At 71.1% G+C, this 19,943-nt stretch carries 17 protein-coding genes and 1 tRNA gene; 11 read left to right on the top strand and 7 right to left on the bottom strand.

The window, feature by feature from the left end:
• Nucleotides 1–92 precede the first annotated feature (92 nt).
• From purS to ACFVU3_RS27665, 5 genes are all read left to right on the top strand, one after another.
• The gene (gene purS / locus ACFVU3_RS27645) at nucleotides 93–338 is read left to right on the top strand and encodes a phosphoribosylformylglycinamidine synthase subunit PurS (RefSeq protein WP_015035032.1); all 246 of its coding nucleotides are present in this window, start codon (nucleotides 93–95) and stop codon (nucleotides 336–338) included.
• The gene (gene purQ, locus ACFVU3_RS27650) at nucleotides 335–1,015 is read left to right on the top strand and encodes a phosphoribosylformylglycinamidine synthase subunit PurQ (protein WP_043224763.1); all 681 of its coding nucleotides are present in this window, start codon (nucleotides 335–337) and stop codon (nucleotides 1,013–1,015) included. Before purS ends, purQ begins: the two co-directional genes overlap by 4 nt.
• Entirely contained in the window at nucleotides 1,015–3,264 is a 2,250-nt protein-coding gene (purL, locus tag ACFVU3_RS27655; protein ID WP_390070329.1) for a phosphoribosylformylglycinamidine synthase subunit PurL, read from the top strand. Before purQ ends, purL begins: the two co-directional genes overlap by 1 nt.
• A 95-nt stretch (nucleotides 3,265–3,359) precedes the next feature.
• Nucleotides 3,360–3,857, top strand: a complete 498-nt coding sequence (locus ACFVU3_RS27660; RefSeq protein ID WP_390070331.1) for an ArsR/SmtB family transcription factor — start codon at nucleotides 3,360–3,362, stop codon at nucleotides 3,855–3,857.
• A gap of 22 nt (nucleotides 3,858–3,879) precedes the next feature.
• Complete coding sequence (locus ACFVU3_RS27665) at nucleotides 3,880–4,731, top strand: M23 family metallopeptidase (RefSeq protein WP_390070333.1); 852 nt, start codon at nucleotides 3,880–3,882, stop codon at nucleotides 4,729–4,731.
• On the opposite strand, the gene ACFVU3_RS27670 is transcribed toward ACFVU3_RS27665, so the two are convergent.
• Nucleotides 4,716–5,129 carry a nuclear transport factor 2 family protein gene (locus ACFVU3_RS27670; protein WP_390070334.1) on the bottom strand — a complete coding sequence of 138 codons (414 nt, stop codon included), beginning with the start codon at nucleotides 5,127–5,129 and terminating at the stop codon, nucleotides 4,716–4,718. The two genes, ACFVU3_RS27665 and ACFVU3_RS27670, sit on opposite strands and share 16 nt — an antisense overlap.
• 63 nt (nucleotides 5,130–5,192) lie before the next feature.
• Here ACFVU3_RS27670 and ACFVU3_RS27675 point away from each other — a divergent pair, with 63 nt between their 5' ends.
• Nucleotides 5,193–5,981: a sterol carrier family protein gene (locus ACFVU3_RS27675; RefSeq protein ID WP_390070336.1), complete on the top strand. Its 789-nt coding sequence runs from the start codon at nucleotides 5,193–5,195 to the stop codon at nucleotides 5,979–5,981.
• A gap of 39 nt (nucleotides 5,982–6,020) precedes the next feature.
• Nucleotides 6,021–6,842, top strand: a complete 822-nt coding sequence (locus tag ACFVU3_RS27680) for an META domain-containing protein (protein ID WP_390070338.1) — start codon at nucleotides 6,021–6,023, stop codon at nucleotides 6,840–6,842.
• Here ACFVU3_RS27680 and ACFVU3_RS27685 read toward each other — a convergent pair.
• A complete protein-coding gene (locus tag ACFVU3_RS27685; RefSeq protein ID WP_390070340.1) occupies nucleotides 6,836–8,239 on the bottom strand; it encodes a sulfatase in 1,404 nt (467 codons plus the stop codon). The two genes, ACFVU3_RS27680 and ACFVU3_RS27685, sit on opposite strands and share 7 nt — an antisense overlap.
• Nucleotides 8,240–8,415: 176 nt before the next feature.
• Nucleotides 8,416–8,508 (bottom strand): putative leader peptide, encoded by a 93-nt coding sequence (locus ACFVU3_RS27690; protein WP_359175083.1) that lies wholly within the window; start codon nucleotides 8,506–8,508, stop codon nucleotides 8,416–8,418.
• A gap of 306 nt (nucleotides 8,509–8,814) precedes the next feature.
• On the opposite strand from ACFVU3_RS27690, the gene purF reads away from it, so the two are divergent.
• Complete coding sequence (gene purF, locus ACFVU3_RS27695) at nucleotides 8,815–10,341, top strand: amidophosphoribosyltransferase (RefSeq protein WP_390070342.1); 1,527 nt, start codon at nucleotides 8,815–8,817, stop codon at nucleotides 10,339–10,341.
• Nucleotides 10,342–10,387: 46 nt separating this feature from the next.
• On the top strand, nucleotides 10,388–11,455 hold the full coding sequence (gene purM, locus ACFVU3_RS27700) for a phosphoribosylformylglycinamidine cyclo-ligase (RefSeq protein WP_390070344.1): 1,068 nt from the start codon (nucleotides 10,388–10,390) through the stop codon (nucleotides 11,453–11,455).
• Nucleotides 11,456–11,620: 165 nt separating this feature from the next.
• Here purM and ACFVU3_RS27705 read toward each other — a convergent pair whose 3' ends face one another.
• Together ACFVU3_RS27705 and ACFVU3_RS27710 are read right to left on the bottom strand one after the other, a co-directional pair.
• Nucleotides 11,621–11,875 carry a DUF3073 domain-containing protein gene (locus tag ACFVU3_RS27705; RefSeq protein ID WP_362184140.1) on the bottom strand — a complete coding sequence of 85 codons (255 nt, stop codon included), beginning with the start codon at nucleotides 11,873–11,875 and terminating at the stop codon, nucleotides 11,621–11,623.
• A gap of 289 nt (nucleotides 11,876–12,164) precedes the next feature.
• Complete coding sequence (locus ACFVU3_RS27710) at nucleotides 12,165–13,259, bottom strand: Leu/Phe/Val dehydrogenase (protein WP_390070347.1); 1,095 nt, start codon at nucleotides 13,257–13,259, stop codon at nucleotides 12,165–12,167.
• A gap of 140 nt (nucleotides 13,260–13,399) precedes the next feature.
• On the opposite strand from ACFVU3_RS27710, the gene ACFVU3_RS27715 reads away from it, so the two are divergent.
• Entirely contained in the window at nucleotides 13,400–14,254 is an 855-nt protein-coding gene (locus tag ACFVU3_RS27715; protein ID WP_390070349.1) for a hypothetical protein, read from the top strand.
• A 546-nt stretch (nucleotides 14,255–14,800) separates the two neighbouring features.
• Nucleotides 14,801–15,007 (top strand): developmental transcriptional regulator BldC, encoded by a 207-nt coding sequence (gene bldC / locus ACFVU3_RS27720; protein ID WP_003949541.1) that lies wholly within the window; start codon nucleotides 14,801–14,803, stop codon nucleotides 15,005–15,007.
• 654 nt (nucleotides 15,008–15,661) lie between these two features.
• On the opposite strand, the gene ACFVU3_RS27725 is transcribed toward bldC, so the two are convergent.
• Together ACFVU3_RS27725 and hrpA are read right to left on the bottom strand one after the other, a co-directional pair.
• Nucleotides 15,662–15,735, bottom strand: a tRNA-Asp gene (locus ACFVU3_RS27725).
• Nucleotides 15,736–15,831: 96 nt separating this feature from the next.
• Nucleotides 15,832–19,830 carry an ATP-dependent RNA helicase HrpA gene (hrpA, locus tag ACFVU3_RS27730; protein WP_390070351.1) on the bottom strand — a complete coding sequence of 1,333 codons (3,999 nt, stop codon included), beginning with the start codon at nucleotides 19,828–19,830 and terminating at the stop codon, nucleotides 15,832–15,834.
• Between the last annotated feature and the right edge of the window lie 113 nt (nucleotides 19,831–19,943).

The raw sequence follows: 19,943 nt of genomic DNA on the forward strand, positions 1-19,943 counted from the left end.
ATTTGTAGGATCCTTCAGATCTCTACCCGCGTAGAATTTGGAGGCAGGTACGCTGAGGGAACCGCCCACGCAACACACCACCGGGAGTGCCAGTGGCACGCGTCGTAGTCGACGTCATGCTCAAGCCGGAGATCCTCGACCCGCAGGGACAGGCGGTGCAGCGTGCACTGCCCCGCCTCGGGTTCGCCGGAATCGCCGACGTCCGTCAGGGGAAGCGCTTCGAGCTGGAGGTGGAGGGACCGGTCGACGACGCCGCCCTCGCCCGCATCCATGAGATGGCCGAAACCTTCCTCGCCAACACCGTGATCGAAGACTTCGTCGTGAAGGTCGAGTCGTGACCGCTCGCATCGGCGTCGTCACCTTCCCCGGCACGCTCGACGACCAGGACGCGCTGCGCGCCGCCCGCCTCGCGGGCGCCGAGCCGGTCTCGCTGTGGCACCGCGACAAGGACCTCAAGCAGGTCGACGCCGTGGTCCTCGCCGGCGGCTTCTCCTACGGCGACTACCTGCGGGCGGGCGCCATCTCCCGCTTCTCGCCGGTGATGGAGACGATCATCGAGCAGGCGAAGGCCGGCATGCCGGTCCTCGGCATCTGCAACGGCTTCCAGATCCTCACCGAGGCCCACCTGCTGCCGGGCGCGATGCTGCGCAACAACCACCTCCACTTCATCTGCCGCGACCAGAAGCTGCGGGTGGAGAACGCGGAGACCGCCTGGACCTCGGACTACTCCGCGGGCCAGGAGATCGAGGTCCCGCTCAAGAACATGGACGGCCGGTACGTCGCCGACGAGCGCACGCTCGACGAGCTGGAGGCCGAGGGGCGGGTGGCCTTCCGCTACCTGGACGTGAACCCCAACGGCTCGCTCCGCGACATCGCGGGCATCACCAACGCCGCGGGCAACGTGGTCGGCCTCATGCCGCACCCCGAGCACGCCGTCGAACCGCTGATCGGCACCGGCAAGACGGACGGTCTCGGTTTCTTCACCTCGATCCTCAAGAAGCTGGTCAACGCCTGATGAGCCTCGACACCGTCAAGCACGCGAGCGAGACGCCGGACAGCGAGCAGCCCTGGAAGGAGCTCGGCCTCAAGGAGGACGAGTACGCGCGCATCCGCGAGATCCTCGGCCGCCGTCCCACCGGCGCCGAGCTCGCCATGTACTCGGTCATGTGGTCCGAGCACTGCTCCTACAAGAGCAGCAAGGTCCACCTGAAGCAGTTCGGCGAGAAGACCCCCGAGAACGACGCCATGCTCGTCGGCATCGGCGAGAACGCCGGCGTCGTCGACGTGGGCCAGGGGTACGCGGTCACCTTCAAGGTCGAGTCGCACAACCACCCCTCGTACATCGAGCCCTACCAGGGCGCGGCCACCGGCGTCGGCGGCATCGTCCGCGACATCCTCGCCATGGGCGCCCGCCCGGTCGCGGTCGTCGACCCGCTCCGCTTCGGCGCGGCCGACCACCCCGACACCAAGCGCGTGCTGCCCGGTGTCGTCGCCGGCATCGGCGGCTACGGCAACTGCCTGGGCCTGCCGAACATCGGCGGCGAGGTCGTCTTCGACTCCTGCTACCAGGGCAACCCCCTGGTCAACGCCGGCTGCATCGGCGTGATGAAGCACGAGGACATCCACCTCGCCAAGGCGTCCGGCCCCGGCAACAAGGTCATCCTGTACGGCGCCCGCACGGGTGGCGACGGCATCGGCGGCGTCTCGGTCCTCGCGTCCGAGACCTTCGACGACACCAAGCCCACCAAGCGCCCCGCCGTCCAGGTCGGCGACCCGTTCCAGGAGAAGCTCCTCATCGAGTGCACCCTGGAGATCTTCCAGGAGAAGCTCGTCGCGGGCATCCAGGACCTCGGCGGCGCCGGGCTCTCCTGCGCCACCTCCGAGCTGGCCTCCGCCGGTTCCGGCGGCATGCGCGTGGACCTCGACAAGGTGCACCTGCGCGACGCGACGCTCTCGCCCGAGGAGATCCTCATGAGCGAGTCGCAGGAGCGCATGTGCGCGATCGTCGAGCCGCAGCACGTCGACCGCTTCCTGGAGATCTGCGAGAAGTGGGACGTCATCGCGGTCGTCATCGGTGAGGTCACCGAGGGCGAGCGCCTGGAGATCTTCTGGCACGGCGAGCAGATCGTCGACGTGCCGCCGCGCTCCGTCGCCCACGAGGGCCCGACCTACCACCGCCCGTACGCCCGTCCGGAGTGGCAGGACGCGCTCCAGGCCGACGACGCCGGCAAGCTGCCCCGGCCGCAGGACGGTGCCGAGCTGAAGGACCAGGTCCTCAAGCTCGTCTCCTCCCCCAACCAGGCGTCGAAGTCCTGGATCACGGACCAGTACGACCGGTTCGTGCAGGGCAACACGGTCCTGGCGCAGCCCGAGGACGCGGGCATGGTCCGCATCGACGAGGAGACCAACCTCGGCGTGGCCATGGCGACCGACGGCAACGGCCGGTACGCCAAGCTCGACCCGTACACCGGCGCGCAGCTCGCGCTGGCGGAGGCGTACCGCAACGTCGCCGCCTCCGGCGCCAAGCCGCTCGCCATCTCGGACTGCCTGAACTTCGGTTCGCCCGAGGACCCGGCCGTGATGTGGCAGTTCGCCGAGGCCACCCGCGGTCTCGCCGACGGCTGCTTCCAGCTGGGCACCCCGGTCACCGGCGGCAACGTCTCGCTGTACAACCAGACCGGTGAGGTCGCCATCCACCCGACGCCCGTCGTGGCCGTCCTCGGTGTGATCGACGACGTCAACCGCCGCACCCCGATCGCCTTCGCGGAAGAGGGCCAGCTCCTCTACCTGCTGGGCGACACCAAGGAGGAGTTCGGCGGTTCGGCCTGGTCCGAGGTGATCCACCAGCACCTCGGCGGCATGCCGCCGGCCGTGGACCTCGACCGGGAGAAGCTGCTCGGCGAGATCCTGATCTCGGGCTCCCGCGACGGCATGATCGACGCGGCGCACGACCTGTCCGACGGCGGTCTCGTGCAGGCGGTCGTCGAGTCCTGCCTGCGCGGCGGGAACGGCGCGCGCCTGGTCGTCCCCGAGGGCCTGGACGCCTTCACGTTCCTCTTCTCGGAGTCGGCCGGCCGTGCGGTCGTCGCCGTTCCCCGCAGCGAGGAGCTCCGCTTCACCGACATGTGCGGTGCCCGCGGCCTGCCGGCGACCCGCATCGGTGTCGTCGACGGTGACGTGGTCGATGTCCAGGGCGAGTTCGAGCTCTCCCTGGAGGAGCTGCGCGCTGCCCACGAGGCGACGATCCCGGGCCTGCTGGCCTGAGACCACGCCGTACGGAAGAACCCCCGCCCCGCTCGGGCGGGGGTTTTTCCGTGCCCTGTTGTACGGAATTACGTGATGTCGTAATCTCTGATGTCATGGAGATCGAGGAGCGGGTCGCCGCACTGGAGGCCCGGGTCGCCGCACTGGAGTCCGGCGCCGCCGCCGGGACGGGCGGGGCGTACGAGGGCGACTTCTGGGCGCTCGACGGCTGGAAGGAACGCCTGGCGGGAGCCGAGGCCGCCGACGGCGGGGTCCTCTTCACCGGAGCCGTCCGCCTGCCCACCGGGGAGCGGTACGAGTGGCAGACCGGCGCCCTCACCGAGGACGTCCTGGAGGACGACGGCCCGGTCGAGGCGCTCGCCGCGCTCGGGCATCCCGTACGGCTCCGGCTGCTGCGGGAGATCCTCGGCGGCCGGCGCACGGTGGCCGAGCTGTCCGAGCTCGCGGACCTCGGCACGACGGGCCAGATCTACCACCACCTCCGCCAGCTCACCGCCGCCGGCTGGCTCCGCCCCGGCGGCCGGGCCCGCCACGAGGTCCCCGCCGAACGCGTCGTCCCCCTCCTCGTCGTCCTCGCCGCCGCCCGCCGCTGACCCGTCCCGGGAGGAAACCCGCATGTCCGCACCGCACCCACATCGGGCCCGGAAGGTCTGCGCCGTGCTCCACCGGCTGCTCTGGGCGCTCTTCGTCGCGCAGGCCCTCGGCTCGGTCGTGGTCGAGCCGCCCTACCCGTACGCCGTGGGCTGGCTGCCCTTACTCGCCGCCGCCGCGCTCGGCACGGGCCTCTCCGTCGCCGCCCGCCGGGCCGCGGCCCGCGGTCCGCGCGAGCCCGTCGAGGTCGGCCCGCCGGTCACCGGCACCTGGTCGGCGCTCAACAGCCCCGCCGACCGCGTGCCCAGCCACGGCACCCGCGCCTACGGGCAGGCGTACGCGATCGACATCGTCGCCGAGGACCCGGACCGGCCCCGGCCGGCCTTCGCGGCGCTCGTCCCGCTCGCCCGCGGCCCCGAGGCGTACCCCGCCTTCGGTGCCCCGCTCCTCGCGGTCGCGGACGGCACCGTCGTGCACGCCGAGGACCGGCAGCGCGACCACCTGGGCCGGGCCTCGCTGCCGGCCCTCGCCTACCTCCTGCTCGTCGAGTCGGCCGTGCGGGCGGTCGCCGGACCGCGCCGGGTGACTGGCAACCACCTCGTCCTCGACCTGGGGGACGGCACCTACGCCGTCTACGCCCACCTGCGGCGCGGCTCGCTGCGGGTGCGCCCCGGGGACCGGATCACGGCCGGGCAGCCGCTCGCCGCCTGCGGGAACTCCGGCAACTCCACCGAGCCGCACGTCCACTTCCAGCTGATGGACGGCCCGGACCTGGACACCGCGCGTGGTGTTCCGTTCACCTGGCGCGGTGTCGGCGTGCCGCGGAACGGCGAGACCTTCTCGGTGCCCGGGGACGTCGCCTACGCGGCGGCCTGACCCCAGAAGGCGTCGGCCTCGGTGATGTCCGCGACGCACTCGTCGATGTCGGAGATCTTGCCGCCGATGGCCGTGAAGAACAGGCCGCCGTCCATCTCGATGCCCCGGTCGTCCTTGTCGGCGTGCCAGGTGTGGACGGACATGACGTGGCCCCTGCCGTCCGGGTAGACGCCCTTCAGCTCCACGTGGAAGGTGCCGCCGGTCAGTTCGGAGACCTTGGCATAGAGGCCCAGGACGTTGTCCCGGCCCTTGAAGTGCCCGGAGATCTGGTTGTCGCCGGGCGCGTGGTGCGTGCAGTCGCTGGTCAGGAGCGAGGCGAGCGTCTCCATGTCGCCGGCGGTGAACGCCTCGTACCCCTTGCGCACCAGAGCCGCGTCGGGGTGCTCGTGATGGGTCATGGTCCCGCCACCGCCTTACGTGAGTCGGCCCCCTCCCTCAAGTCTCGGCGTTAGCCTCTGCCCATGCCACCGGCCAAGAAGCGCGCCCGCAGCTATGACCCCGCCAAGATCCGCACCGCCGTCCTCGCCCAGTTCGGGCACGTGCGGGACGCGGTCCTCGCCCTGCCGCCGGAGGAGCTCGACCGGCCCACCCGGCTCGGCACGTGGACGGTCCGGGAGCTGGCCGCGCACGTGACGATGGCCCTCGGCACGGTCGTCCGGGGCCTCGGGGGCCCCGAGCCGGCCCGCCGCGAACTCGTCCTGCTGGACTGGCCCCTGGCCACCGCGACCGGTGCCGCCGGGATCGACGAGGACGTGCGGGCGCTCGACGCCGCCGACCTGCCCGGGCTGTACGCGCGCGTGGCGGACGATTTCGGGAAGGCGCTGGCCGGCGCCGACGGCGAGCGGCTCCTCCCGACCCGCTTCGGCGCCATGACGCTCGCCGACCACCTCGTCACCCGGACCGTCGAACTGGTCGTCCACACCGACGACCTGGCCGCCGCGACCGGCACGGAGATCCCCTACGACCGGCAGGCGCTCGCGGCCTGCACCCGGCTGCTCGCCGACGCCCTCGCGGCCAAGGCCCCCGGCGGCGCGGTCGAGGTCCGGATCCCGCCGTACGCGGTGGTGCAGTGCGTGGAGGGCCCCCGGCACACCCGGGGCACCCCGCCGAACGTCGTCGAGACGGACCCGCTGACCTGGATCCGCCTGGCCACCGGGCGTACCGGCTGGGCGGACGAGCTCGACGCGGCCCGGATCGCCGCCAGCGGCGAACGCGCCGACCTGACGGAGCTGCTCCCCCTGATGGGCTGAGGGCGGGAACCCGTCGCGGGCCCGCCGCGTCCCACCGGCATGCCGAAGCCGCGCAGCACCCTCGCCGCCGCCGTCCTGCTCGCCGTCCTCACGCCCCTCACCGCCTGTGGCCAGGAGGAGGGGGCGGGGAGCGGCGGCGCGGGAGATCCCGACCTCCCCCTCACCGGCACGCACTGGACGGTGGCCGCCGTCACCGTGGACGGCAGCCGGGCGCAGGCCCCCGACGGTGCCGCCGTCGACTTCGCCGAGGACGGCCGTGCCCAGGGCAGTACGGGCTGCAACCGCTTCGGCGCGGGCGTCGCCGTGGACGGCGCCACCGTGACCGTCACCCAGGAGGAGGTCACCGAGAGGGGCTGCCCCGACGACCGGCAGCGCTTCGAGACCGCCTTCCTCGCCGCCTTCACCGGGCCCCTGAAGGGCACCCTGGAGGACGGCGTGCTCACCCTGGCCTCCCCGGACGGCGGGAAGAAGGTGGAGCTGACCGCCGAACCGTCCGCCCCGCTCCGCGGCACCACCTGGAAGGTCGACGGCCTGGTCTCCCTCGACACCGCCGCCTCCCTCCCGGCGGGCGCCGAGGACAAGGCGCGCCTGGTGATCGGCGCCGACGGCAAGGTCACCGGCAACCTCGGCTGCAACAACTTCTCCGCGACCGCGAAGATCGACGAGAAGGCCCGCACGCTCACCGTCGAGGGACCGGCCGCCACCACCCGGATGATGTGCGGGAGCCCGCAGATGACCCTGGAGACCAAGCTGTACGAGCTCCTCGACGGGCCGCTCTCCTACCGGCTGGAGCACCGGACCCTGACCCTCACCGACGGTGCCGGCGAGGGTCTGACCGCGCGGGCGGAGCAGGCTCAGTAGCGCAGCAGCCCCGCGTCGATCCGCTCCCACGCGGCCCGGAGCCCGGCCAGCCTGGCCTGCTCGAAGGGGGCCCGGTCCGCCTGCTCGCGGGCGTCCGCGGAGAGGTCGAAGAGCTGGTCGCGGCCGGACTTGCCCCGGTAGTACTTCCAGTCGCCGCGGCGCAGCGCCCGCTCGCCCCTGACCCGCCAGAAGAGGTCCCGCTCGGGGACCGCCTCGCCGCGCAGCAGGTGCCCGGCGAGGCTGGTGCCGTCGAGCGGGTAGGCGGGGTCGGGGCGGGCGCCGGCCAGGTCGAGCAGGGTCGCCGTCCAGTCGGGGGTGAAGACGGGCAGGTCGCTGACCTGGCCGCCGTCGATCCGGGCGGGCCAGCGCAGGATCGAGGGGACGCGGATGCCGCCCTCCTGGAGGGAGCCCTTGTTGCCGGCGAGCGGCCAGTTGTAGGAGAAGCGCTCGCCGCCGTTGTCGCTGGCGAAGAAGACGAGGGTGTCCTGCTCCTGGCCGGAGCGCCTGAGCGCCGCGAGGACCTCGCCGATCGAGCGGTCGAGGTCCTCGACCATCTCCTTGTACTTCTCGACCGAGCCGCCGTCCTGGTGCCAGAGGGCGGAGCGGTCGCCGGCCTTGACGCGGCGGACGATCTCGGCGCTCGCCTCCTCGTCGCCGTCGGCGATCCACGGCCAGTGCGGGGTGGTGAAGTTGAGGTTGAGCAGCCAGGGCTTCTCGTGGTCGCGGCTGACGTACTCGCTCGCGCGCTCGGTGAGGATCCGGGTGTAGTAGCGGAGGTCCTTGTACTCGGCGTCGCCCTCGTAGAGGTCGTACTCGCCGCCGAGGCCGAGCTTGGAGTAGTACTCCAGGGCCCCGCCGAAGTTGCCGAAGAACTCGTCCCAGCCGGACTTGGTGGGGGAGTGGTCGGGCAGGTAGCCGCAGTGCCACTTGCCGATGAGGGCGGTGGCGTATCCGGCGTCGCGGAGCCGCGAGGCGAGCGTGGGGTGGGTGGGCTCCAGGCCGACGGACTTGTCGGCGATCGGCTCGGCCAGGCCGCCCTCGGTGCGGCCCGGGTAGCGGCCGGTGTAGAGGCTGAAGCGGGTGGGTGAGCAGGTCGCGGAGCCGGAGTAGGCGTCGGTGAAGCGGACGCCGCCGCGGGCGAGCCGGTCGAGGTGCGGGGTGCGGATGTGCGGGGAGCCGTACGCGGAGAGGTCGGCCCAGCCGAGGTCGTCGCCCAGGATGAAGAGGATGTTGGGCCGCCGGGAGTGGCGGCGCGGGCGGGCGGCCCGGAAGGGGCGCTCCGCGGGGGCGGCGGCCGGGGCGGGGGCGGCGTGGGCGGGGACGGCGCCGACGGCGGCCACCGCGGCGGCACCGGCGGCGGCTCCGCCGAAGGCCCGGCGGGACAGGGGCGTGGACATGGTGGGTCTCCAGAAGGACGTACGGGCATGCCTCCGGGACCCGGCGGGCGGGGGACGGCGCCGAGGGCGGGGGTGCGGAGGAGGTGCGGAGGGGGAGCGGAGGGGGAGGGCTGCAGCGGGCGGGGCGAGCGGCGGGGGCCGGCCGGTCGGGCACGGCGGGGAAGGGGGCCGGCCGGTCAGGCGCGGCGACAGCCGGCGCTCGCGACGCGGACGAGGTCCACGTGCCGGCGCCGGACGAGGGTGACCGCTCGGTCACTGCGGGGCTGCATGGGCCAGGAGCCTCGCCGAAGGGCGGGGCCGGGTCAACGGTGGACCCCCGGGTCGACGCGCGTAGTTCGCGTGATCGAAACGCCCGTGAAACCCCTGGTGCGTGCGTTCTGCGTCACATCGCGGAGGGCTCGGCGGGCTGGTACGAGCGTGTGATCCGAGGGGGCGTGCGGGGGAAGAACCCTTCCGGCGCCTGCCTTGTAGGCCCCTCCAAGTACGCGGCGATCTTTTGGTGCGATCGTACGGGCGCCGTCCGCGGACCGTTCTCCCATTCGGACCTGCGGTCGAGGTCCCCTAGACTCGAAGACGTGCCACGTGGTGACGGTCGACTCAATCACGACCTGCTTCCCGGCGAGAAAGGCCCCCAGGACGCTTGTGGCGTCTTCGGTGTCTGGGCTCCGGGTGAAGAGGTCGCAAAGCTCACGTACTTCGGGCTCTACGCCCTCCAGCATCGGGGTCAGGAATCCGCGGGAATCGCGGTCAGCAACGGCTCCCAGATCCTCGTCTTCAAGGACATGGGCCTCGTGTCCCAGGTCTTCGACGAGACCTCTCTCGGTTCCCTCCAGGGTCATATCGCGGTCGGTCACGCCCGCTACTCGACCACCGGGGCCTCCGTGTGGGAGAACGCCCAGCCGACCTTCCGGGCCACCGCCCACGGTTCGCTGGCGCTCGGCCACAACGGCAACCTGGTGAACACGGCGCAGCTGGCCGAGATGGTCGCCGACCTTCCCAAGAAGGACGGCCGCGCCACCCAGGTCGCCGCCACCAACGACACCGACCTGGTCACGGCGCTCCTCGCCGGCCAGGTGGACGAGGACGGCAAGCCGCTCACCATCGAGCAGGCCGCCGCGAAGGTCCTCCCCGAGGTCCGGGGCGCCTTCTCCCTCGTCTTCATGGACGAGCACACGCTCTACGCCGCCCGCGACCCGCAGGGCATCCGCCCGCTGGTCCTCGGCCGGCTGGAGCGCGGCTGGGTGGTCGCGTCCGAGTCCGCCGCCCTCGACATCTGCGGCGCCAGCTTCGTCCGCGAGGTCGAGCCGGGCGAGATGATCGCGATCGACGAGAACGGCATCCGCACCTCGCGATTCGCGGAAGCGAAGCCCAAGGGCTGTGTCTTCGAGTACGTGTACCTGGCGCGTCCCGACACCGACATCGCCGGCCGGAACGTCTACCTCTCCCGCGTGGAGATGGGCCGCCGCCTCGCCAAGGAGGCGCCGGTCGAGGCCGACCTGGTCATAGCGACGCCGGAGTCCGGCACCCCCGCCGCCATCGGCTACGCGGAGGCGTCCGGCATCCCCTTCGGCGCCGGCCTGGTGAAGAACGCCTACGTCGGGCGCACCTTCATCCAGCCCTCGCAGACCATCCGCCAGCTCGGCATCCGGCTGAAGCTGAACCCCCTCAAGGAAGTCATCAAGGGGAAGCGCCTGGTCGTCGTCGACGACTCGATCGTCCGCGGCAACACCCAGCGCGCCCTGGTCCGGATGCTCCGCGAGGCCGGCGCGGCCGAGATCCACATCCGGATCTCCTCCCCGCCGGTGAAGTGGCCGTGCTTCTTCGGCATCGACTTCGCGACCCGCGCGGAGCTGATCGCCAACGGCATGTCGATCGAGGAGATCGGCAAGTCGCTGGGCGCGGACTCGCTCTCGTACATCTCCATCGACGGGATGATCGAGGCGACCACCATCGACAAGCCGAACCTCTGCCGCGCCTGCTTCGACGGCGAGTACCCGATGGAACTCCCGGACCCCGAGCTGCTCGGCAAGCAGCTCCTGGAGACCGAGCTGGCCGCCGGGCCGGCCGCCACCGCGGCCGCCGACGCCCTGCGCCGTCCGTAAGACCCCGCTGCAGACCCGCAGTAACGACACGAAAGCTCTGAACCCCATGTCTCAGACCACCGGTGCCAGCTACGCCTCTGCGGGCGTCGACATCGAGGCGGGCGACCGCGCCGTCGAGCTCATGAAGGAGTGGGTGAAGAAGACGCAGCGCCCCGAGGTCCTCGGCGGCCTCGGCGGTTTCGCCGGCCTCTTCGACGCCTCCGCCCTCAAGCGCTACGAGCGTCCGCTGCTCGCCTCGGCGACCGACGGCGTCGGCACGAAGGTCGACATCGCCCGCCAGATGGGCGTGTACGACACCATCGGCCACGACCTGGTCGCCATGGTCATGGACGACATCGTCGTCTGCGGCGCCGAGCCGCTCTTCATGACCGACTACATCTGCGTGGGCAAGGTCCACCCGGAGCGGGTCGCCGCCATCGTCAAGGGCATCGCCGAGGGCTGCGTCCTCGCCGGCTGCGCCCTGATCGGCGGCGAGACGGCGGAGCACCCGGGCCTCCTCGGCCCGGACGACTTCGACGTGGCCGGCGCCGGCACCGGTGTCGTGGAGCACGACCGTCTCCTGGGTGCCGATCGCATCCGTACGGGGGACGCGGTCATCGCCATGGCCTCCTCCGGGCTTCACTCCAACGGGTACTCGCTCGTCCGCCACGTGGTCTTCGACCGCGCCGGCATGCGTCTCGACCAGCAGGTCGAGGAGCTGGGCCGCACCCTCGGCGAGGAGCTCCTGGAGCCCACCCGGATCTACTCGCTGGACTGCCTGGCGCTCACCCGGACCACCGACGTGCACGCCTTCAGCCACATCACCGGCGGCGGTCTCGCGGCCAACCTGGCCCGGGTCGTCCCGGACGGGCTGCACGCCACCGTGGACCGCTCCACCTGGGCCCCGGGCGCGATCTTCGACCTCGTCGGCACCGCCGGCCAGGTCGAGCGCCTGGAGCTGGAGAAGACCCTCAACATGGGTGTCGGCATGATGGCCGTCGTCCCCGCCGAGTCGGTCGACGCCGCCCTCGCCACGCTGGCCGACCGCGGGCTCGACGCCTGGGTCGCCGGCGAGATCACCGAGCGCGGCGACAAGGACTCCGGCGCGGAGCTGGTCGGCGACTACGCGAAGTAGTCACGGCCCGAGCGCACGAGGAAGGGGCACCCCGCCCGGGGTGCCCCTTCCTCGTGTCTCCGGCGCCGTCTGTGGCCCACGGCGTCCGCGCGCCCCGCTCACCCGCCCTGAGCAGCACGAAAACCCGGTCCGGGAGGCCCGGACCGAGTTTCGGCGTTCAGAAGGTCAAGCGCGACGCTGCGGCGACTGCGGACCGGACTCGTCGTCCTCGTCCTCGTCGTCGGTGTTGTAGAGATCCGCGTACTGCGCGTACGGGTCGTCTTCCTCGTCGTCGTCCTCGAACGGCTCGCCATTCGGCGGCTGGCTCGAAGTCGAAGCGCCCAGCTCATTGGCCAGACGCGACAGGTCAGTCCCGCCGCTGCTGTACTTCAGCTGGCGGGCGACCTTGGTCTGCTTGGCCTTTGCCCGGCCGCGCCCCATGGCTCGACCCCCTCGGTGACGGGGCTCGCTGGCCCCAGAGTCTTGACACGCGTTCATGATGCGAAACGGACTCTCGACAGAGAGACCGGTCCGTAGGGCTTCAACGGTACCTGTTTCCTCGGGTCTACGGTACGCCGCGCGCATCACATACCCCGGTACAGAACCATCGAGGCGCCCTTTCCTCGCTGGTCAATCGCGATTTTAACCTCTTCTGGGGGGCCGACCCGCCGACCGGCGTGAGCGAAGTCTCGCGGACGGCGGGCCGGTCACTCCCGGTGAGGCGCCGAGCTCAGGCCCGTCGCGCCTCGGCCATCCGCTGCTCGGCGATCCGGTCGGCGGCCGCGGCCGGCGGAATGCCGTCCACCTTCGCACGTGCGAAGATCTCCAGAGTGGTGTCGAAGATCTTCGTGGCCTTCGCCTTGCACCGGTCGAAGTCGAAGCCGTGGAGCTCGTCGGCGACCTGGATCACGCCACCGGCGTTCACCACGTAGTCCGGCGCGTAGAGGATGCCGCGCTCGACGAGGTCCTTCTCGATGCCCGGGTGGGCGAGCTGGTTGTTGGCCGCGCCGCACACGACGGCCGCCGTCAGGAACGGCACCGTGTCCTCGCTGAGCGCGCCGCCCAGCGCGCACGGCGCGTAGACGTCCAGGCCCTCGACGCGGATCAGGGCGTCGGTGTCGGCGACCACCTGGACCTGCGGGTGCTTGTCGGTGATCCGGCGGACCGACTCCTCGCGGACGTCGGTGATCACGACCTCGGCACCGTCGGCCAGGAGGTGCTCGACGAGGTAGTGGCCGACCTTGCCGACGCCGGCGACGCCGACCTTCCGGCCGCGCAGGGTCGGGTCGCCCCAGAGGTGCTGGGCGGAGGCGCGCATGCCCTGGAAGACGCCGAAGGCGGTCAGGACGGAGGAGTCGCCGGCGCCGCCGTTCTCGGGGGAGCGGCCGGTGGTCCACTGGTTCGTCCGGGCCACGACGTCCATGTCGGCGACGTAGGTGCCGACGTCGCAGGCCGTGACGTAGCGCCCGCCGAGGGAGGCGACGAAGCGCCCGTAGGCGAGGAGGAGCTCCTCGGTCTTGATCTGCTCGGGGTCTCCGATGATCACGGCCTTGCCGCCGCCGTGGTCGAGCCCGGCCATGGCGTTCTTGTACGACATGCCGCGCGCCAGGTTGAGGGCGTCGGCGACGGCCTCGCCCTCGGTGGCGTACGGGTAGAAGCGGGTGCCGCCGAGGGCGGGGCCGAGGGCGGTGTTGTGCAGGGCGATGACGGCCTTGAGGCCGGTGGCGCGGTCCTGGCAGAGCACGACTTGCTCGTGGCCTCCCTGCTCCGAGTGGAACAGGGTGTGCAGGACGCCGTCAGTTGCGGTCACGGTGGTGACTCCCAAGGAGGAAGCGGCGGGAAGGTCCTCCTTGTGGGTGGGGGAGGACCCATTGCGCCATGAGATTAAGTCCTACCTGGGCGTAGGAAGGGCGGAGTGGGCCGGATCACCCCCTCGGGGAGTACCCGCGTGGAAGGATTCGCGGCATGTCGGTCGACTCCACGTTGCTCGTCCCGTACGCCTCATATCTCCGGGTGTACGAGCCGCTGGCCGCCTTCCCCGAGCCGGAGCGGACCCACTGGGCGCGCTACGCCCGCAGGCCGCGCACCCCGGGGGCCCAGGACGAGCTGAGGCGCTCCCTGGCGGATCTGGTGCCGGTGCCGCCGGTGCCGGTCCCGGTGCACGAGAGCGGCGAGGCGTTCGTGGCCCATCTGGACGGGGTCGTGGTGGTCTGCCCGTGGCGGACCCGGCTGCGGGGCTGGCTGGCGCTGCGGGACCTGGTGGCGGAGAACGGGCTGCCGGCGCCGGTGCTCGACGCGATGCTGCCGCCGGTGGTGCGGGTCCAGGTGGAGGCGGATCACGAGCGGTGGCTGGAGCGGAACCCGGACGCGCGGCCGTGGATCAGGACCGCGGTGTGGCAGGTGCCGCTGCGCTGGTTCGCGCTCTTCGGGGACGAGGAGCGGGTGTACGAGCCGGGGGACCGGGCGGCGGGGCGGGCGCCGGTACTGCGCTACCGGACGACGATGGCGCAGGCGCGGCGCCGGCTGGCCCGGGCGCTGCGCGCGCTGCGGGACTCGATGGACGAGGGCGCGCTGGTCCAGGGTCTGGTCGACGTGGGCCGCTGGCTGGAGGAGTTCCATCCGCGGGCGCTGGTGGAGCTGGACTACGGCGGTCTGGTGCACGCGGTGGCGGAGGGGCGGCTGGCGGAGGACCGGTCGGCGGCGGACGTGGCGGAGGGGCTGGCGGCGCTGCGGTCGGGGGACGACGTCGTGGCGGCCGAGGTGTACGCCCGGCTCGCGGAGCGCTGGCGGGCCGTCAGGGACCTGCGTCACGCGAATTGACATAGGTCGGGCATCTTCGTCAGGTGTGCATGGACAAGACGTGTGCCTCCGGGGTAAATGATCTTCATGGTGTCTGGCCGGAACGATCTGGCCGGAACCGGCGGGACGTTGGTCCTGAACCGGGCCTTTGGCTCAAGGGTGACGGACAGCACTAAACGCACCCTTGCGTCGATCACCTACCCTCGTGCCAAAATAGGACAAGGAGTCCGGGGAGGGTTCCTTCCGCCCAACTTTGGGCGGAACGCTCAGCATTGCACTCTATGGGGGGTCCGAGGACTCCTGATCGCTCTGTGACTGATCGTCACAGTGGCGTGACTGTCCGTTATGGCATGGTCAGTCGACTTCCGCCGCTGATGAACACCTGCGAGGGCAATTCCATCGGTTTGGCCGACGCGGCTGGACGGATGGTGTAGTTGTAGTGCCGAGGACAAGCCGTTCGTCCTATAACCGACTCGACCCGCTTCTGCCATTTCGGGCAAGGCGGGTCAAGGTGCAGAATTTAGAGGAAAGAACCGAGAAGGTTCGGTTCTCCCGAGGAGGCCGCTCATGACCGCTCGCACCCCTGATGCCGAGCCGCTGCTGACCCCTGCCGAGGTCGCCACGATGTTCCGCGTGGACCCGAAGACGGTGACCCGCTGGGCCAAGGCCGGCAAGCTCACGTCCATCCGCACCCTGGGTGGACACCGCCGGTACCGCGAGGCCGAGGTTCGCGCCCTGCTGGCGGGCATTCCGCAGCAGCGCAGCGAGGCCTGAGGCTTCAGCTTCACGCGCAACACCCCGTAACACCGGGCACGTCCGGGTCCCCCAATCCGGTCGCCCGTCCCACAGCTCTGCCGGCGGTTCCTGCCCCAACAGGCCACCGTCATCGATCGCGCTGGACTCCGCCGGGTCCAGCGCGATCGTCTTTTTGTGCCCTCTTCCACCCGTCGAACATGGGTGCAATTGCACGTATTAAATTGAGCTGTTGTAGGGGTGGTGTAAACGAGGGGGTTTCTGAAGGACTTTCCGTGACTCCCGTCACACCACCGAAGCCTTGCCATAGAACAGCCTGCCACCCGGGCGGCACCCTCCCACCCGCCGTTGGTCACCGGCTGGTGGGACTTTCGTCCCCCGTTCGAGTGGGCTTCATGCGCACCCCCCGGAGGCCGTCCCGGAGCGCGGAAGCGGGCCCCGGCGCGAGCGGCGCGCCCGGGGCGCCCGACACCGGCTCAGGATCCGGCGCGGGCACAGGCGCAGGCGCTGGAGAGTGCGCAGAGGGGCGGGCGTCACGCGGTGCGGGCGCCGATGCCGGCACAGGCACCCGCACGGGCGCCCGCACGGGCGCCGACGCGGCCATCGGCGCGGGCGCGGGCTTCCGGACATGACGAAGAAGGCCCGCATCGAGATGATGCGGGCCTTCTACCGAAGCGACTCTGACGGGACTTGAACCCGCGACCTCCACCTTGACAGGGTGGCGAGCTAACCAACTGCTCCACAGAGCCATCGCAGCCGGTCTTCCGTGGCTGCGAGAAGAACTGTACAGCAGGTCAGCGGTCTGGTCGAACTCACCACCGGCGGGCGGCCCGCCGGTGGAACGCCTACCGCGCCGGGCCCGGCACGGCCGCGTCGATCGCCTTCACGATCCGCTTGTCCGAGACCGGATGGGCGGTGCCCAGCGCGTGCGCGAAGTAGCTCACCCGCAGCTCCTCGATCATCCAGCGGATGTCGGTGACCTCCGCCGGCACCGGCCGCCCCTTCGGCAGCTGCTCCAGGAGCCACGCGTACTCGTCGAGCATCTCGTGGACCTTCTCCATGCGGGTGGTGTCCCGCTGGACCCCGGTCGGCATCTGCTGGAGCCGCCGGTCCACCGCCACCAGATAGCGCATCAGGTCCGGCAGCCGCTTGAGCCCCGTACGGGTCACGAAACCGGCCGGCATCAGCCACGCCAGCTGCGTCCGCACGTCCTGGAGGTTCGGCAGCAGCGCCGGGCTGGCGGTCGACTTCAGCCGCCGCTCGCACGCCTGCCAGGCGGCCAGCACCTGCTGGACCTGGCCCACCGTGCGGACGGTCAGCTCCACCAGGTCGGCGCGGACCTTGTCGTACAGCTTCCGGAAGGACTCCTCGTCCCACGCCGGGCCGCCGTGGTCCGCGATCAGCCGGTCGGCGGCGGCGGTGGCGCAGTCGTCGAAGAGGGCCTGGATCGAGCCGTGCGGGTTGGCCGACAGGGCCAGCTTCTGCTGGTTGGTGAGCCTGTCCGAGGCGAACTTCGCCGGGTTCACCGGGATGTTCAGCATGATCAGCTTCCGGGTGCCCCGCCACATCGCCTGCGCCTGCTCGGCCTGCGAGTCGAAGAGCCGCACGGCCACGGAGTCGCCCTCGTCGACCAGCGCCGGATACGCCTTCACCGGCTGCCCGCCCCGCTTGGTCTCGAAGACCTTCGTGAGCGTGCCGATCGTCCAGTCCTTCAGCCCCGAGCGCTCCAGGGAGGGGCCGGAGCCGTCCGGGCCCGCCGTCGCCGCCTGGGCGGCCTTGGAGAGCGCCTGGCGGGCCTTGGGGCGCAGCTTGAGGCGCAGCGTCTCCAGGTCCTTGTCCTCGGCCAGCTTCCGGCGCCGCTCGTCGACGATCCGGAAGGTGATCTTGAGGTGCTCGGGGACCTTCGCCCAGTCGAAGTCCTCGGGGGTGAGCGGCACGCCGACCATCCGCTGGAGCTCCCGCGCGAGCGCCGTCGTCAGCGGCTCCTGGACCGGCACGACCGCGTCCAGGAAGCGGCCGGCGTAGTTCGGCGCGGGCACGTAGTGGCGGCGGATCGGCTTCGGCAGCGAGCGGATCAGCTCGGTGACGACCTCTTCCCGCAGGCCGGGGATCTGCCAGTCGAAGCCGTCGCCGGTCACCTGGTTGAGGACCTGGAGCGGCACGTGGACGGTCACGCCGTCCGCGTCCGCGCCGGGCTCGAACTGGTACGTCACCCGGAACTTGAGCGCGCCCTGCCGCCACGAGTCCGGGTAGTCGTCCTTGGTGACGGCCCCGGCCTTCTCGTTGATGAGCATCTCGCGCTCGAAGTCGAGGAACTCCGGCTCCTCATGGCGCTTGTGCTTCCACCACGAGTCGAAGTGGGCCCCGGACACGACGTGTTCGGGGACCCGCTTGTCGTAGAAGTCGAAGAGCGTCTCGTCGTCGACGAGGATGTCCCGGCGCCGGGCCCGGTGCTCCAGCTCCTCGACCTCGGTGAGCAGCTTGCGGTTGTCGGCGAAGAACTTGTGGTGGGTGCGCCAGTCGCCCTCCACGAGCGCGTTCCGGATGAACAGCTCGCGGGAGACCTCGGGGTCGATCCGCCCGTAGTTCACCTTGCGGTCGGCGACGATCGGGACGCCGTACAGCGTCACCTTCTCGAAGGCCATGACCGCCGCCTGGTCCTTCTCCCAGTGCGGCTCGCTGTAGGTCTTCTTCACCAGGTGCTGGGCGAGCGGCTCGATCCACTCGGGCTCGATCCGGGCGTTCACCCGGGCCCAGAGGCGGGAGGTCTCCACCAGCTCGGCGGACATCACCATCCGCGGGGGCTTCTTGAAGAGCGCGGAGCCCGGGAAGATCGCGAACTTGGCGTTCCGGGCGCCGAGGTACTCGTTCCGGGTGCCCTCGCGCCGGCCCTCCTTGGCGGCGCCCTCCTTGGACTCCTTCACGTCCTTCAGGCCGATGTGGCTGAGGAGGCCGGAGAGGAGGGAGACGTGGATGGCCTGCTCGGGGAAGCTCTCGTCGTCCGTGGGCTCGGTGAGGTGTATCCCCATCTGCTTGGCGACGGTCCGCAGCTGGCTGTAGATGTCCTGCCACTCGCGGATGCGCAGGAAGTTCAGGTACTCCTGCTTGCACATCCGGCGGAAGGACGAGGAGCCGCGCTCCTTCTGCTGCTCGCGGACGTACCGCCACAGGTTGAGGAGGGCGAGGAAGTCGCTGGTCTCGTCCTTGAAGCGGGCGTGCTGCTGGTCGGCCTGGGCCTGCTTCTCGGAGGGCCGCTCGCGCGGGTCCTGGATGGAGAGCGCGGCCGCGATCACCATGACCTCGCGGACGCAGCCGTTCTTGTCGGCCTCCAGGACCATCCGGGCGAGCCGGGGGTCGACGGGCAGCTGCGCGAGCTTCCGGCCCTGCTGGGTGAGCCGCTTCTTCGGGTCCTTCTCGGTGGGGTCGATCGCGCCGAGCTCCTGGAGGAGCTGGACGCCGTCCCGGATGTTGCGGTGGTCCGGCGGGTCGATGAAGGGGAACTTCTCGATGTCGCCGAGGCCGGCCGCGGTCATCTGGAGGATGACGGAGGCGAGGTTGGTGCGGAGGATCTCCGCGTCGGTGAACTCCGGCCGGGTGAGGAAGTCGTCCTCGGAGTACAGCCGGATGCAGATGCCGTCCGAGGTACGGCCGCAGCGGCCCTTGCGCTGGTTGGCGCTGGCCTGCGAGATCGCCTCGATGGGGAGGCGCTGGACCTTGGTGCGGTGGGAGTAGCGCGAGATCCGGGCGGTGCCCGGGTCGATCACGTACTTGATGCCGGGGACGGTCAGCGAGGTCTCGGCGACGTTGGTCGCGAGGACGATCCGGCGGCCGGAGTGCGCCTGGAAGACGCGGTGCTGCTCGGCGTGGGAGAGCCGGGCGTACAGCGGCAGGATCTCCGTGTTGAAGAGCTTCTTCCTGGTGAGGGCGTCCGCGGTGTCGCGGATCTCCCGCTCGCCGGAGAGGAAGACCAGGACGTCGCCGGGGCCCTCCTTCTGGAGCTCGTCCACGGCGTCGCAGATCGCGGTGATCTGGTCCCGGTCGGACTCCTCCGAGTCCTCCTCCAGGAGCGGCCGGTAGCGGACCTCGACCGGGTACGTACGGCCGGAGACCTCGACGATCGGGGCGTCGCCGAAGTGGCGGGAGAAGCGCTCCGGGTCGATGGTCGCCGAGGTGATCACGACCTTGAGGTCGGGGCGCCGGGGGAGCAGCTGGGCCAGATAGCCGAGCAGGAAGTCGATGTTGAGGGACCGCTCGTGGGCCTCGTCGATGATGATCGTGTCGTACGCGCGCAGCTCGCGGTCGGTCTGGATCTCGGCGAGCAGGATGCCGTCGGTCATCAGCTTCACGAAGGTCGCGTCGGGGTTCACCTGGTCGGTGAAGCGGACCTTCCAGCCGACGGCCTCGCCGAGCGGGGTCCTCAGCTCCTCGGCGACGCGCTCGGCGACGGTGCGGGCGGCGATCCGGCGGGGCTGGGTGTGCCCGATCATGCCCCGGACGCCCCGGCCCAGCTCCATACAGATCTTCGGGATCTGGGTGGTCTTTCCGGAGCCGGTCTCACCGGCGACGATGACGACCTGGTGGTCGCGTATCGCCTCCAGGATCTCGTCCTTCTTCTGCGAGACCGGCAGCTGTTCGGGATAGGTGACGGCGGGCACGCGGGCGGCGCGCCCGTCGACGCGCTCCTTGGCCTTGGCCGCCTCTGCGGCGATCTCGTCCAGGACGGCCTCACGGGCCTCGGGCTTGCGGATGCGGCGGGCGCCTTCGAGACGGCGGCCGAGCCGGTGGGAGTCCCGCAGCGAGACCTCGGCCAGGACGGACTGGAGGGCGGCGAAGGAAGTAGACATACGGAATCCAGGATCGCACCTGCGGCCGAGAAGCGGCGAACCGATTTACGAGCCTTCCGGCGGCCGGATTGTGGTGGCTTGAACACCTTGCTCACGGAGTGTTCCGGGCCCGT

Source organism: Streptomyces sp. NPDC058052 (genome assembly GCF_042885515.1).
Classification (GTDB): Bacteria; Actinomycetota; Actinomycetes; order Streptomycetales; family Streptomycetaceae; genus Streptomyces.

What these genes read in the sequence shown, in the direction of transcription:
- purM (WP_390070344.1), top strand. Translation starts at nt 10,388, where the DNA reads ATGTCTCAGACCACCGGTGCCAGCTACGCCTCTGCGGGCGTCGACATC.
- ACFVU3_RS27675 (WP_390070336.1), top strand. Translation starts at nt 5,193, where the DNA reads ATGCCACCGGCCAAGAAGCGCGCCCGCAGCTATGACCCCGCCAAGATC.
- ACFVU3_RS27670 (WP_390070334.1), bottom strand. Translation starts at nt 5,129, where the DNA reads ATGACCCATCACGAGCACCCCGACGCGGCTCTGGTGCGCAAGGGGTAC.
- ACFVU3_RS27715 (WP_390070349.1), top strand. Translation starts at nt 13,400, where the DNA reads ATGTCGGTCGACTCCACGTTGCTCGTCCCGTACGCCTCATATCTCCGG.
- ACFVU3_RS27690 (WP_359175083.1), bottom strand. Translation starts at nt 8,508, where the DNA reads ATGCAGCCCCGCAGTGACCGAGCGGTCACCCTCGTCCGGCGCCGGCAC.
- bldC (WP_003949541.1), top strand. Translation starts at nt 14,801, where the DNA reads ATGACCGCTCGCACCCCTGATGCCGAGCCGCTGCTGACCCCTGCCGAG.
- ACFVU3_RS27660 (WP_390070331.1), top strand. Translation starts at nt 3,360, where the DNA reads ATGGAGATCGAGGAGCGGGTCGCCGCACTGGAGGCCCGGGTCGCCGCA.
- hrpA (WP_390070351.1), bottom strand. Translation starts at nt 19,830, where the DNA reads ATGTCTACTTCCTTCGCCGCCCTCCAGTCCGTCCTGGCCGAGGTCTCG.
- ACFVU3_RS27665 (WP_390070333.1), top strand. Translation starts at nt 3,880, where the DNA reads ATGTCCGCACCGCACCCACATCGGGCCCGGAAGGTCTGCGCCGTGCTC.
- ACFVU3_RS27680 (WP_390070338.1), top strand. Translation starts at nt 6,021, where the DNA reads ATGCCGAAGCCGCGCAGCACCCTCGCCGCCGCCGTCCTGCTCGCCGTC.
- ACFVU3_RS27685 (WP_390070340.1), bottom strand. Translation starts at nt 8,239, where the DNA reads ATGTCCACGCCCCTGTCCCGCCGGGCCTTCGGCGGAGCCGCCGCCGGT.
- ACFVU3_RS27705 (WP_362184140.1), bottom strand. Translation starts at nt 11,875, where the DNA reads ATGGGGCGCGGCCGGGCAAAGGCCAAGCAGACCAAGGTCGCCCGCCAG.
- purL (WP_390070329.1), top strand. Translation starts at nt 1,015, where the DNA reads ATGAGCCTCGACACCGTCAAGCACGCGAGCGAGACGCCGGACAGCGAG.